Annotated in this window: 11 protein-coding genes; 6 read left to right on the plus strand and 5 right to left on the minus strand. The window is 47.1% G+C overall.

The genetic code is table 11. The features are described 5' to 3' along the window. Positions 1–61: 61 nt before the first annotated feature. Both sps_RS25935 and sps_RS25940 read left to right on the plus strand, forming a co-directional pair. Positions 62–1,453 (plus strand): MATE family efflux transporter, encoded by a 1,392-nt coding sequence (locus tag sps_RS25935; RefSeq protein WP_077755139.1) that lies wholly within the window; start codon positions 62–64, stop codon positions 1,451–1,453. Between the two features lie 138 nt (positions 1,454–1,591). After that, positions 1,592–2,257 carry a Qnr family pentapeptide repeat protein gene (locus sps_RS25940; protein WP_077755140.1) on the plus strand — a complete coding sequence of 222 codons (666 nt, stop codon included), beginning with the start codon at positions 1,592–1,594 and terminating at the stop codon, positions 2,255–2,257. 122 nt (positions 2,258–2,379) lie between these two features. Here the strand turns inward: sps_RS25940 and sps_RS25945 are convergent, their stop codons facing one another. Together sps_RS25945 and sps_RS25950 are read right to left on the minus strand one after the other, a co-directional pair. After that, the gene (locus sps_RS25945; protein WP_077755141.1) at positions 2,380–4,020 is read right to left on the minus strand and encodes a polysaccharide deacetylase family protein; all 1,641 of its coding nucleotides are present in this window, start codon (positions 4,018–4,020) and stop codon (positions 2,380–2,382) included. Positions 4,021–4,305: 285 nt separating this feature from the next. Then, positions 4,306–5,250, minus strand: coding sequence for a LysR family transcriptional regulator (locus sps_RS25950; RefSeq protein ID WP_077755142.1), 945 nt, complete (start codon positions 5,248–5,250; stop codon positions 4,306–4,308). Positions 5,251–5,454: 204 nt separating this feature from the next. Here sps_RS25950 and sps_RS25955 point away from each other — a divergent pair, with 204 nt between their 5' ends. The 4 genes from sps_RS25955 to sps_RS25970 all read left to right on the plus strand — a co-directional run bounded on the left by sps_RS25955 (position 5,455) and on the right by sps_RS25970 (position 10,685). Next, positions 5,455–6,534 carry an efflux RND transporter periplasmic adaptor subunit gene (locus sps_RS25955; RefSeq protein ID WP_077755143.1) on the plus strand — a complete coding sequence of 360 codons (1,080 nt, stop codon included), beginning with the start codon at positions 5,455–5,457 and terminating at the stop codon, positions 6,532–6,534. 62 nt (positions 6,535–6,596) lie between these two features. Beyond that, on the plus strand, positions 6,597–9,677 hold the full coding sequence (locus tag sps_RS25960; protein ID WP_077755144.1) for an efflux RND transporter permease subunit: 3,081 nt from the start codon (positions 6,597–6,599) through the stop codon (positions 9,675–9,677). 233 nt (positions 9,678–9,910) lie between these two features. Further along, positions 9,911–10,279, plus strand: a complete 369-nt coding sequence (locus tag sps_RS25965) for a hypothetical protein (RefSeq protein WP_077755145.1) — start codon at positions 9,911–9,913, stop codon at positions 10,277–10,279. A 34-nt stretch (positions 10,280–10,313) separates the two neighbouring features. Continuing rightward, the gene (locus tag sps_RS25970) at positions 10,314–10,685 is read left to right on the plus strand and encodes a hypothetical protein (RefSeq protein ID WP_077755146.1); all 372 of its coding nucleotides are present in this window, start codon (positions 10,314–10,316) and stop codon (positions 10,683–10,685) included. Between the two features lie 100 nt (positions 10,686–10,785). On the opposite strand, the gene sps_RS25975 is transcribed toward sps_RS25970, so the two are convergent. The 3 genes from sps_RS25975 to sps_RS25985 all read right to left on the minus strand — a co-directional run bounded on the left by sps_RS25975 (position 10,786) and on the right by sps_RS25985 (position 14,230). After that, positions 10,786–11,085: a hypothetical protein gene (locus sps_RS25975; protein WP_077755147.1), complete on the minus strand. Its 300-nt coding sequence runs from the start codon at positions 11,083–11,085 to the stop codon at positions 10,786–10,788. A 217-nt stretch (positions 11,086–11,302) separates the two neighbouring features. Continuing rightward, positions 11,303–11,689, minus strand: coding sequence for a hypothetical protein (locus sps_RS25980; protein ID WP_077755148.1), 387 nt, complete (start codon positions 11,687–11,689; stop codon positions 11,303–11,305). Positions 11,690–11,824: 135 nt separating this feature from the next. Continuing rightward, positions 11,825–14,230, minus strand: coding sequence for a zinc-dependent metalloprotease (locus sps_RS25985; RefSeq protein WP_077755149.1), 2,406 nt, complete (start codon positions 14,228–14,230; stop codon positions 11,825–11,827). Positions 14,231–14,335: the final 105 nt, after the last annotated feature.

The following is a 14,335-nucleotide window of genomic DNA, read 5'->3' on the forward strand; positions in this document are numbered from 1 at the left end:
ATAAAAGCCGCGCCAATCCTGATAGAATTGCCTCCCTCTGTAGACTAGGCAAGACTTCTCCATGAAAGACAGACACGGGCTACTCACCCAGCCAATCGGTCGTGTACTGCTAAATATGAGCCTCCCAAACCTGATTGGTATTTTGACCATTCTCGGGTTCAGTCTCGTCGACACTTTTTTTATCAGTCAGCTAGGCACCGAATCTTTGGCCGCCATCAGCTTCACTTTTCCTGTGACTCTGATCATATCCAGCATAGCCATAGGCATAGGCGCCGGAGTGTCCACTAACTTAGGTCGACTCATAGGTGGTGGTCAGGCAGATAAAGCCAAGGTGTTTCTTCATGACTCACTATTATTGACCTTCATGCTGACCGCGTTTATCTCCATGTTAGGTAGCCTGTGCATAGGCCCTTTATTTAGCCTCTTAGGTGCCAATGACTCCAGTTTACCGCTGATCGCCGACTACATGTTTATCTGGTATCTGGGCGCGCCGCTGCTAGTGTTATTGATGGTAGGTAACCAGGGGCTGCGTGCCACGGGAGACACCCGCTCACCTGCAAAAATTATGATGTTAGCGGCGCTGATCAACCTTATTCTCGACCCCCTGCTCATCTTCGGTATCGGGCCTTTTCCGCGCCTGGAGATCCAAGGGGCAGCCATAGCGACCATTATTTCTTGGGCGGTTGCGCTATCGCTATCTAGCTACCTGCTGATATTTAAGCGTCACTTAGTGGAATTTGCCGACTTCAACATAGAACGTCTCAAGTGCAACTGGAAACAGCTGGCTCATATCGCTCAGCCTGCAGCCCTGATGAATTTGCTTAATCCTCTGGCCAATGCAATGATCATGGCCATGTTAGCCCGCATCGACCATGGTGCTGTCGCTGCCTTCGGTGCCGGGATCCGTATTGAGTCCGTACTCTTGATTGCCGTGATGGCCTTGTCATCCAGTTTGGTTCCCTTTATCGCCCAGAACTTAGGGGCGGGTCAGACCGAGCGAGCCCGTGATGCCCTGTTACTGTCACTCAAGTTTATTCTGGTGTTTCAGACCTTGCTCTACCTGCCACTGCTGCTCTTAGCCGAGCCCATTGCTCAGCTATTCAGTGGAGATCCTCAGGTCGTAGAATGGCTGTCCTTCTATATTTTAATGATCCCCGCCGCCTATGGCCCACTGGGTATCGTTATCTTGATGGCCACATCCCTCAATGCCTACCACAGGCCCATGAGCTCACTGGTTCTCAATGTATGTCGACTGTTTTTGATCATGCTACCTCTGGCCGCTCTGGGTTCTTACCTAGGCGGGGTCAAAGGCCTGCTACTGGCGCTGCCTATCACCAACACCCTGATGGGTATCGCCTGCTATGTTCTGGCGAAGAAAATATCTGAGCCTGAGCAAATGAAGCACACACAAACCTATACGCCTGAAATTAATAAGAAAGTTAAAGGTAGCTAACTGACTATGTATTTAGGCCGACAGTGACAAGACTTTTATCGATGCAAACCTCAGTAACGAAAAAATCTCCGAGACTGAGTAACTAAAAAACACAAACTTATGCCTCTGAAACGAATAAGCGAGCTAAAGGTAACTGATATGCAAGTCGACAACTACACAGGCAAGACGTATACAGACACCAGTTTCAGTGGAGAAGATCTCCAGGACGCTATATTTGAGCGCTGCGAGTTTTACCGTTGTGATTTCAGTCGAGCCGATTTGACCGATGCCAGCTTTATTAATTGCAGGTTCGTCGAAGCGGGAGCAGCCGAAGGCTGTAACTTCAGTTATGCCACTCTGATAAGCGCCAGCTTTAAGCACTGTAACCTGGGCATGGCACTATTTGCCGGGGCTCGCTGTTTCGGTATCGAGCTTAGGGAATGCAACCTGCAAGGTGCAGACTTCGTCCGGACTAGCTTTGCCAACCATATCAGCCATAAGACCTTCTTCTGCAACGCCTACATTACAGAATCTAACCTTTCTTACGCCAATTTAGAGTCAGCTAAACTAGAGAAGTGTGAGCTAATGGACAATCGCTGGCGGGGCGCTAACTTGCTCGGTGCTTCGATGAAGGGCTCAGACCTCAGCGGCGGTGAGTTCTCTCAATCACAATGGGGCACTTTCGAGCTCGAAGGCTGTAACTTATGCCGAGTTGAGCTGGAAGGACTCGATCCCCGTAACATCAAGCTCGAAGGCGTGATGATAAACCAGTGGCAGCAGGAGCAACTGTTAGCCCCCCTGGGAATAATCGTCGCGCCGGACTAAAGCAGGCTAAGAAGTTTTAAGCTCAAGACAGAGCTAAGAAAGTTATAAGTTTAAAAAACAGATGAGACCTGATGCTACTCGCACTTTTGCTTTACTTACCGCTTACAGCTCAAAACTTAAAGCTACCTCTTATCACTAATCCCAAGCATGATTTCCAGATTAACGAACCGATAGCCTTGGGTGTGATAGTAATCAATAACACCAGGCAGTGCATCGACCGTATTCTGCCTGTTGCCACCAGCGTCGTGCATCAGGCTGATCACCTCGGGATGCTGATTATTGATCATCACATCACTGATATTCTCAACTGTGACTAGGGGCGAATTCCAGTCTCGGGTATCCACCGACCATAAAATCACCTTTATGCCTTTGTCATCGAGAAAGGCGACTTGCTTGCCGGTGATCTCACCATAGGGTGGACGATAGAAACGCGGTGTTATCCCAACTGAGCTTTGAAACAACTCATTAGTTTTCAGTATTTGCGTTTGCCAAAGATCTTCACTCGTCAGCGAGCGCCCATGTGGGTGATTCCAGCTGTGATTTGCCAAAGTATGCCCCTCAGCTAAAGCTCGCGCCATGATAGCTTGATTGGACTGCATGTTTTTCCCCATCCAAAAGAAACTGGCTGGGATCTGATACTGAGCCAAGAGATCTAAAATCTGGGTGGTATAAATAGAAGGGCCATCATCGAAGGTCAAGGCGATAAGTTTGTCTTGATTCCATCCCTCAAGAAAATAGGCCCCAATATAATCACTCGCCTGTCTGGTCAGTTCACTGATCCCGACCTGATTAGCCACGTCCCCTGTTCTAACATATTGCTCATTTTTATGATTAACTGTTATCGGCGAAGCTAAATTAATTCGAAATAAACCAGGATCCAGTGCGAAGCTGTTCGCGGCATCACTACCCGGATATCTCACAAAATGCTGAGCTACCAGGTAATAACCTAACTTCCAGGCCACACCATTATCTTTCGGCTCAGCGCCATTAAACCAGGCATCGTCTCCAGTTCCGTTATCAGTTTCATTCTTAATGGCCGACTTAGCCTGAGTAATGGCATCATCCAGTGCAGTGCCAGTAAGCTCGGTCTCTTGGTATAAGTGAGCAGGCTTAAGCTCTGACTCAATAAAATGCAGTGCTAAACCATGATTGACGAGTTTGCCCAGCAGACCACCTTCGGCTTGATGTGCCTGTCTCAAGGCTATATAGATTGCGGTAGCCAGAGGCTGGGTCAGCACACCGTCTTGGGGGACCGCTACAAGTGTCAATATCACTCTACTCTGGCCTAATTCAGAGGTAGATATGTCGATCTTGTAGGCTTGGCTTTGCAGCGGATCTAGCTTGAGCCCTAACGCAAAACTCTCGAGAGTAAATTGACTGGAAAATGTGTCAGAAAGCGGAGCTAATTGAGTGTTAAGCACCGACAACATCTCTTCGCTCGGCTCACTAGTTGCCGCCCAGTAGGTTGGCAGAGCCAGTTCATCCAAGATGGGCTGATACTCGACACCACCTAATAAGATATTAGCCCTCGACACTTCCCCATTAACTGAATCATTATTGCTAGAGTTATCCGTGCTATCAGAGCTGCCAGAACTAATAGGCGTCGTATCGATAGGATCTTTCGCCGTTGAGCTACTGCCCCCCACACAGGCCGATAATAGAGCGGTTACGGCTATTATCAAAGGCAGTAATAGCCTGGATAATATCGGCCGTTCACTATTTTCTATTGTCAGTGAACTCTGCTTAGACTCAATCAACATCATCTATATCCTTATCTGTCTTATACCTATTAGTATTAGTTAATTCTCACCCGTGTTCACTTACAAGTCAGAGCATCAGCCAGCGAAGTAGGTGACAACGCTGTCATTTCTTTGGCTGTCAAGATAACAAATAAATAGAGGATAGGTAATGGAGCAGGCTCAGAAGTTTTAAGCTATAAGCTCAAGACAGAGCGAAGAAAGCAGTAAGATTAAAAGAAAAGACTCCAACCTCTAGATACTATTCTGAACTCTAGCTTTTACTTACCACTTACCGCTCATAACTTACAATCAAACCCATGACTTAATAGATCCACGTAGCCGCTCTTCTCGGCCGCAACCTTTACCGGCATTGCAACGCTCAAGCGCTCCTAACATATGATCGATAAATCTCTGGCTCGCTAAGCTGATAAAACGCCGTGATGGATAGACTAAATAGCACTTGCCGACATAAGGCTCCACATCTTCAAACAACATGGTGAGCTCACCCCGCTCAACATATTCACGAGTCACCTCTGTGGGTAAAAAAGCAATACCTCGCCCAATTAAGCTCGCTTCCAGGCCGAGCTGAATGCTATTGAGGCACAAGTTACCTTTCACCGCTATCTTCATATCGTTACCGAAGGGGACTTCATTAAAAATTCGACCATTAGGGTAACGAAACAATATAGAGTTATGCTTCTCGAGGTCCTCTGGCAACACAGGCGTGCCAGCCTTGGCTAGATAACCCGGGCTAGCAACAAAATGCAGCTCTTCACTAAGCATCTCTCGAGCCACCATCTCATTTTCATTAAATGAATCTTCTACCATAAAGGCGAGATCGATATTATTGCGGATCATATCCTGAGGCTCGGTGCTGACAATCAGCTCGACGGTAAGCTCAGGGTTATGATCCATAAATTCGAAAATGCCATTGGCAATATCCAGTAACTCGGGCACAGGGAACATCAAGATCCGTAAATGTCCGCCAATTTCGGCTTGAGTATCCGTGAGTTCCACCAGAGTTTGCTCAAGATCCCCAAGAATAGACAAGGTCTTATCATAGAAATGACTCCCCGAAGCCGTTAATGTCATGGCTCGGCTCTGACGATGGAATAGCTTGACCTTAAGATCATCTTCTAATGCCTGCAAACGGCGACTCACGGTCGACTTAGGCAAATTAAGCAAATCTGCCGCATCCACTAAGCTGCCCGTCTCGACGATGCGATGGAACAGGGAAATATCTTCAGTTTTCATAACAAACCCTCACAGGTTATCGATTACTTTTACACCAAATCTGGTAACTAAAGCGATCATGCTCACGCTTAGTTTTAACAATCAAGACTAATTAGTCTCATTTTATGGAACCGATGATTCCACACATTCCCATTTTGTTCAATATTAGATACTGCTATCTTAGCCAGAATTAATACATCTCGTCGCACAAATGGAATCCGCTTTATGAAGTACCTAGCAAAAACATTCGCAGCCATAATAATCACTGGCACCTTGGCTGGCTGCAACGCAGAATCGATTGAAGCAGCTCCACAAACCATAAGACCGGTGAAATTATTGGAAGTCACAGATGTTAATGCCGCTTCTATTCGTGTTTTCCCGGCAAAAATAGCCGCCACCAAGCAAGCTGATTTAGGTTTTAGAGTATCGGGTCAGCTGATCGACTTTACTCTGGTGGAAGGCCTACATGTTAAAAAAGGCACTATTTTAGCTAGACTTGATGACCGAGATGCCCGCAATACTTTACTCAACCGCGAAGCCGATCATGAGCTCGCCACCGCCGACTATAAGCGTAAGGGTGAACTGTTACGCCGCCAGTTGATCTCCCCAGCAGATTACGATCTCTCTAAGGCTCAGCTGAAATCAGCCGCTGCCGCTCTGGCTAATGCCCGTGACCAACTGAGCTATACCAATTTACTCGCACCATATGACGGCACGGTAGCTAAGATTTCCATAGACAATTATCAGATGATTCAGGCCAATCAGTCGGTGCTCGTGTTACAAAAAGATCGCAATATTGACGTAGTGATCCAGGTACCAGAGTCTATGGCCAGCCAGGCAATCAAATTTAATCCCCATGCGAAATTTCAACCTCAGGTGCACTTTAGCACTCAGCCAGAGCAAGCCTATCCGGTAAAACTCAAAGAGCACGCGACTCAGGTGACTCCTGGCACCCAAAGTTACGAAGTGGTCTTCACGCTACCTAGACCCACTCAAATCAATATTCTTCCGGGTATGAGCGCCGAGCTAACTCTAGATCTCTCTATGGACTCCCAGTTAGATAAAACAGTGATCCCTGCTAGTGCAGTGATGAAGCGTGATCAGGATGGCGAAAATATCATCTGGCTCTATCATGCAGACACAGGTAATGTGACTCCGCAAATTGTCACCTTAGGTCGAGTCACCACAGATGGCATAGAAATTTTAACAGGATTGAGTAAGGGCGATCAGCTAGTAGTAGCCGGTGTGCAGTACCTTTCTGCCGACCAAAAAGTTAAGCCTCTTCACTGGCAGCGCGGGGTTTAACGCCGCAATCAGTACCACCTAAGCCTTTATTTTTACTCTTTCGCCTGCAAGGATTTTACGCCGTGAATTTCGCACAATACTCTATAGAACATAAAGTGGTGAGCTGGATGTTTGCCCTATTGCTACTCGTGGGGGGCAGCATCTCATTTCTTGGGCTAGGTCAGCTCGAATTCCCTGAGTTCACCCTCAAACAGGCACTCGTCGTCACCGCCTATCCAGGCGCTTCGCCGGAACAGGTCGAAGAGGAGGTTACCCTGCCTCTGGAAGATGCCCTGCAGCAACTCGATGCAATCAAACATATCACCTCGATCAACAGTGCCGGCCTGTCTCAGATAGAGATAGAGGTACACGAGCATTACGGCGCAGACGAACTGCCCCAGGTGTGGGATGAAGTGCGCCGTAAGGTCAACGACAAACTAGGTGAACTGCCACCAGGGGTCGCAACTCCATCAGTGATAGATGATTTCGGCGATGTGTATGGCATTTTGCTCAATGTCTCTGGAGATGGCTACACTAGCCGTGAGTTGCAAAATTATGCCGACTTTCTCAGGCGTGAGCTTGTGCTTGTCGATGGTGTGAAAAAAGTTACCATTGCAGGCAAAATAACCGAACAAGTAGTGGTCGAAATTTCCCAGCAGAAACTCAACGCTCTGGGCCTAGACCAGGATTATATCTATAGCCTTATCAATAGTCAGAACGTAGTATCCAACGCCGGTAGTATTCGTGTTGGCGATAACCGCATTCGTATCCATCCTACCGGTGAGTTTAGCCAGGTGAAGCAGATGGAGCGCCTGTTAATCAGCGCACCAGGCAGTACAAAACTGGTCTACCTTGGCGATATAGCCCAGGTCTATAAAGATAACGATGAGACCCCAACAAACATCTACCATGGCAATGGCGAAACAGCCTTGTCTGTAGGGATCTCATTTTCCAGCGGCGTCAATGTGGTTGATGTCGGCGTAGCCATCAATGAAAGGCTGCTCGAGCTCGATAACGAGCGCCCCATTGGTATACAACTCAACACTGTCTACGACCAGAGTAAGATGGTCGATCAGACCATCACAGGTTTCTTAATCAATCTGGCCGAGTCTATTGCCATAGTGATCTTCGTACTCTTGATATTCATGGGCGTCCGCGCCGGTCTGCTGATGGGGCTGGTATTGCTATTGACCATATTAGGCACCTTCATCATGATGAAGCTGCTCAATATCGAGCTACAAATCATCTCCTTGGGCGCACTTATTATCGCCCTAGGTATGCTGGTCGACAACGCCATCGTGGTCACCGAAGGCATACTCATAGGTATCAAGCGTGGTCAGAGCCGACTAGAGACATCTAAACAAGTGGTGTCACAGACTCAATGGCCACTACTTGGTGCCACTGTCATCGCCATTTTAGCCTTCGCTCCGATTGGCTTGTCAGACACAGCCACAGGTGAATTTTGCGTATCGTTATTCCAGGTCTTACTGATCTCCCTGTTTATCAGCTGGATCACAGCCATGACCTTAACCCCCTTCTTCTGCCACCTCATGTTCAAAGATGGCGAAGTCAGCGAGGATGAGAATGATGATCCCTACAAGGGCTTTATATTCCAGTTTTACCGTAGCAGCTTAAATTTGGCCATGCGTTTTCGCGCCGTCACCTTGCTAGTCGTTATCGCGGCGCTGTTCACCTCAGTAATGGGCTTCGGATACGTAAAAAATGTCTTCTTTCCAGCTTCGAACACGCCTATGTTCTTCGTGGATGTGTGGATGCCTGAAGGCACAGATATTAAGGCGACAGAACACCTGCTCGGCCGCATAGAGAAAGACCTACTTGCCCAGCAAGAAACCCATGATATCGGGCTGGTTAATCTCACTAGCGTTGTCGGCCAAGGTGCCCAAAGATTCGTGCTCTCCTATGTCCCAGAGAAAGGCTACAATTCCTACGGTCAATTACTGATCGAGATGACAGATCTCACCAGCTTAGAGCGATACATGCGCACCTTGGAGAAAGAGTTAAGCCTCAAGTATCCAGAAGCCGAGTATCGTTTCAAATATATGGAAAATGGTCCCAGCCCTGCCGCTAAGATAGAGGCGCGTTTCTATGGTGAAGATCCTGTGGTACTGCGTCAGCTTGCCACCCAAGCAAAGGCTATTTTAGATGCAGAGCCAACAGCCGTAGGCGTAAGACATAGCTGGCGTAACCAGGTGACTCTGATCCGTCCGCAACTGGCACTCGCTCAGGCCCGTGAGACGGGGATCAGTAAACAAGATCTCGATAATTCACTCCTAGTTAACTTCGGTGGCAAGCAGGTCGGCGTCTATCGTGAGAACAGCCATCTGATGCCTATCATAGCAAGGGCACCTGCCGAGGAACGCCTCGACGCCGACAGCCTTTGGAAGCTGCAGGTCTGGAGTTCAGAAAATAACGTCTTCGTTCCCGCCACTCAAGTGGTTTCTGAATTCACCACCGAATGGGAAAACCCGCTTATCATGCGTCGTGACAGAAAACGTATGCTGGCTGTTTATGCCGATCCTATTAACGGTACCGATGAGACGGCCGATTCTGTCTTTCGAAAAATCAGAGCCGATATAGAAGCTATTTCGCTCCCTGCGGGTTATGAATTCGAATGGGGAGGCGAATATGAGACAGCTGGGGAGGCTCAGGTCTCGGTATTTAGCTCAATTCCTATGGGCTATCTAGCTATGTTCCTTATCACAGTACTGCTGTTTAATTCGGTACGTCAGCCTCTGGTCATCTGGTTCACCGTGCCATTAGCCTTAATCGGCGTGGTTTCTGGCCTATTACTATTCGATGCCCCTTTCAGCTTTATGGCATTACTAGGATTACTCAGCTTGACTGGCATGATCATCAAGAATGGCATCGTACTGGTAGATCAGATAAACCTGGAACTGAGTGAAGGCAAGGAGGCTTATCAGGCTGTAGTCGATTCGTCCGTGAGCCGGGTAAGACCCGTTTTGATGGCAGCGATAACGACTATGCTAGGTATGGTTCCTCTGCTGTCTGATGCCTTCTTTGGCTCTATGGCAATCACCATAATCTTCGGTCTTGGCTTCGCGTCTGTGCTGACACTCATCGTCTTACCTGTCACTTACACTCTGGCATTTCGTATTCCTTACCCTAAACAGGCACAATCCTAAACAGGAATAGAAAACGGCAGGGAAAAACGGCTTAAAAGAAAATAGTAAGAGGAAAGAAGAAGGAGAAAGCTAACGACTCAGCGATTATCGACATCAGAAGTAACTTGCTTCCCGGCAATCCCGATCCCTTGTGGATCGGGTTTACTTTTATCCCGAGGAAGTATTAAAGCGGCATTAATGCCAATACCTTGATACTGTATTGGGAGTGACTCCCCATTTATAGGTCGGCTCCAATGAAATATACCAAGCTACTATCCATTACCTTGGCCGCCAGCCTATTGAGCTCAGCTCCAGTTATGGCTCAAGATAATACATTCTATGATGAATCTTCGCAGACCTACCAAATAGGCGTCATGGTCGAAGCGATTTCAACTGCTTTAACTAAGCCTGAAGATCCTGAGTCTCTCACCACCATAAGCCAATATGGCACCGACTCACGTTATTACGTGATGATCCGTGGCTGGCTGATTCAGGAGTTAGCCGGTGTCCAGAGTCAGTTAGACGCAACTAAAGCACATGACTCCAACTCTGAAAATAAACAAAAATTCATCGACAAAGTGACATTTTTACAGCTGGCCATTCGTCGAATTGATTTAGAATGATTGCAACATACGTATCAAGCAAAAAGAAGCTCATATGAAAAAGGCAATCACCGCCGCGTTGATCTCAGCCTTCGTCTGCCCGGGAACCGGCCATTTCTACTTAAAGAAATATAATATTGGCACCCTTATCTCTGCCGTCAGTCTGAGTGGGCTAGCCTATCTCCTCTATCAGGCGGTAGAGCGAGCACAAGAGATTTCAGATCAGATCTTATCCGGTGCAGTTCCCCTGGACTTTAATCTGATCTATCAAATGGTCACCGAGCAACCCAGTGGTGCGAAAGCACTTTACGTATCCATTGCTACTTGGGTATTTATCATAGGTTGGCTGGTAGGCGTTATCGATGCCTATCGACTGGGGCATGCTTTGGATAAGAATCTGGATAAAGCGATAAGCGATAAGCGATAAGATATTAGTAAAAAGAAAGGCCCTGGACAGTGCATCTTAGTCCGGGCCTTCACTTCAAACGCTTTACTATTTACGAATTATTAGTTTTATCAGCTAACTCTTAGATCCGTTTCATCGCCGATGTCGTTGAGAAATCGTGTTGAGTCGAAGGGAACACTACCTTTTGAACAACTGCAGCTTCATTGATAGAAAACAGATATTTTTCGCTCGCTGCCACGGTTTTTGAAAAATCATGTCGGGTCGACGCTTGTTGCAACTGATTTCCCTTAACGGGCTGATTCTTTGAAAAGTCGTAGCTGGATTTGGCAGCCGATGTCTTAGAAAAATCAGGAATATCAGCAACTGCTACTGATGAAAACACAAATACTGCAGATAAGGCCACGCTGGTTAATAATTTCATATAGAACTCCAATCTTTTTTGACCACAAGTGTGTAACAACAACATTAGATTAATTACAACAATTTGTGAACAAATTAATTACATTTGGTGCAATTTGATACATTTGTGATCAAATTTCCAAAGGACGATTTGGGGAGTGGCTGAGCTATTTCTCTATAGGACAAGTGTTAAAACAAGATCAGAGAACAGAAACAGACAAACCACCAGAGAGTTAAAGTTAGCTTATTGGAGGGCGGTAAACTTGCGAGGTATCAGCAGTCTGTATCGACCAGAGTCGATTTGGGATCTGTTCACTAGATGTTGCTAGTATCAAATCTAAGGAAGATTGAATAAACATACCCGTCATAGAAACACAATGAGTTACACAGTGGCCACTGGCTAATATGATACAAGGTAAGTCACACTGAACCATCACATCTTGAGGGAAATCTGAGCCAGTTGAGATGTTAGTCTCAGGAATAGAAGTAGACGCTGAGCCAATTTGTAGCAAAGCTGATTCATGACTCACAGAGTGTAAAAATTCAGGCATGGCCATCGCCGGCGACAAGAGGTTTTGTCCAACCAGAGCGATAAATAACAGCAGATGTACGATCTGTTTTGCCATGGTTTGAATTATTTAACCTTTAAAAATGCGACAAGGAATGGATGACATAGGGATAGACTCTATCCCTATAAAATAGTTCAAAAAAAATGAAGATTCTAGGCTCTAGAATCTTCATATCCTGTTTCCTATAAACCGCTAAATCGGTGAACCAGGTGGCATTTTAAGCGGCTCGGCTATCAGTTTCGCCCTAGGATCTTTCATGCCTCTCTCTACGCCATCTGCAAGCCAGGCAAAATGAGCGGCCTCATAGGCGCTGACTCTCTTAACCTTACGTTTAAGCTGCTTGAGCGTATAACGCAGACGGTCTGCCAATTGTGCCTTCACCTCTGGGCGAGTCTGTTTAGCATGGTAGCTTGCTAACAACTCGTCGATTATCACGCTGTTAACCCGCATCCAGACCCCTTGCTCGGCGCCATTAGGGATATCATCATACAATGTACTGCCCAGTAGCTTATCGACTAATGCCGGAACAGATAACTGTTCCCTATCGCCGATATAGCCTTGATTGACTCGATTGAGTCGTTGAGGCGCGAGAAGCTGTTTGGCTGTATGACGACTCAAGACTTCGGCCATACCGAGGGGATCTGTGATAACACCAAGACCCGAATCGAAACTCTCACGTGTCCTGTTGTAGTTGCCCGCTTTGGGCACTAAAGATTCCTGCAATGACTGGGAGATAGCTAGCGCCTTAGGTGACAAGGTCTCCAGCAAGGCATCCAGAGCACTCTTCTGTAACTGAGGCGCAATATAATGCCATGACTCACCGTCGACGCCTTCGCTATAACTGTAATCTGTGCCACCGATAAATTTAGCTGCGGCAGTGATCTGATAACGGTTTAGCAGATAGATGGGCACGAAAATGTCGCTTAGCTCACCTTTCGGCTGCCCGGCTAACAATGCCGAAGGAGAAAAATCATTAATAGCCTTGGCTCGCACCTTATCGATACGGACAAGCTCGGCAACAGGATCACTGCCATTATCCCAAAGACTGGCGTAAGCATTGCTGGCCCCTTTCGAGCGTGAATCAGCTTCACCTATATAACGCAGCCCTTGGCGTTGCACTTTAGCCATCAGCTCAGATAACAGAGCCGATTCTGAGGCAGAGTCGGCATATTCACTATAACCATATTCGACAATATACTTATCCCAGGCACCGACACCTACGCCGTAGGGCGCCGAAATATCTATTTTTTCGCCTTTCAATGTCGCCTGTGGATGCGGATAATCCATCACAGAGGCATTATCATTACTCGAAGCTGCAAAGTTATGATCGAAACCTAAGGTATGACCAACCTCATGGGCCGCAAGTTGACGAATGCGAGCCAATGAAAGCGCCATAGAGGCATCTTCGGCGGCCTGTCTATCTTCCCAACCAGCAGTGAGGCCACGGGCAATCATATGGTCTTGGCGAACCCTTTGGCTACCTAAGGTCACATGTCCCTTGATGATCTCGCCAGTCCTTGGATCTGTAACCGCAGAGCCATATGACCAGCCTCGCGTCGCCCTGTGTACCCATTGGATCACGTTATAGCGGACATCTTGAGGATCGGCATCTTCGGGTAATAACTCGACTTTAAACCCACCGATGAAGCCTGCTTGCTCAAATGCCTCTTCCCACCAACTTGCGCCCTCTAACAGTGCACTGCGGATTGGTTCAGGTACACCGGGATCCAAATAGTAGGTGATAGGCTTGATCACTTCACTGGGCTCAGAGCCCGGATTCACTTTCTGCAGGCGATGACGCAACAGATGACGTTGACGAATATCCTGATTAACCTGAGTACCATAATCCAGATACTCATCGGATAGATAACCACTCATAGGGTGATAATCACGCGCCACATAGCCTTCTTCCGGCAACTGAATGAAGGAGTAGCGCAAGCGAACCGACATATGGTTAGCATCGGGTGTCACCTGAGCCACATAGTTTCCCGCCTTGGTACTATTGAAGGTCAGCAATACATCGACATCGCTGTTCCGCTCAAAAGACTTAACCCCTTGGGGCAAGATGAGTGAACGACTTTTATCCAGTTGATAGCTGCCTTGCTTAGTGTCTTCGAGAACCGAAGATATACCGTGGAGATCGTTAATCACCAGATCATTGATCGACACAAGATCTCGCTTACCATCTATGATCTTGCCTCGCCAGAGCACTGATTCGGCAAAGGCTTCTTTAACCGCTCTGAGCTCGGCGGCATTATCGGTATTGGCGCGATATTGAGTATTAAGCTGCTTCAGGATCAAGTAGGGTCCATGACGCTCAAATTGCACCATGCGAGTATAACCAAGCTGACCACGATCTAAGCCGATATCGTTAGAGCCGACACCATGGGGTAAACTTGTGAGCAAAAGAAAAGGCTGATCTAACTTGTTTGCTTCGAGGTAAAGCTCACCATCAGCTTTAGAATAAAACAGATTGATAAAGCCGCTTGCTGACTGGCTTTTCTTGATAATAGTGGCGGTATTACTTGGATCTGCGACAACATCGACGACGGGCACAGAGAAAAGTACTATCGCCAAGGCAAGATTATAGGGCTTCATTTGGTCTCCTTGAATGAGGCTATTACACCTGCAGATCTCAACAATTCAATATTAATTTTTGTTTTATGTTGATATTCTGTTCTAATTTTGCACTAAAAACACTAA

It is taken from the genome of Shewanella psychrophila (genome assembly GCF_002005305.1).
Taxonomy (GTDB): Bacteria; Pseudomonadota; Gammaproteobacteria; order Enterobacterales; family Shewanellaceae; genus Shewanella; species Shewanella psychrophila.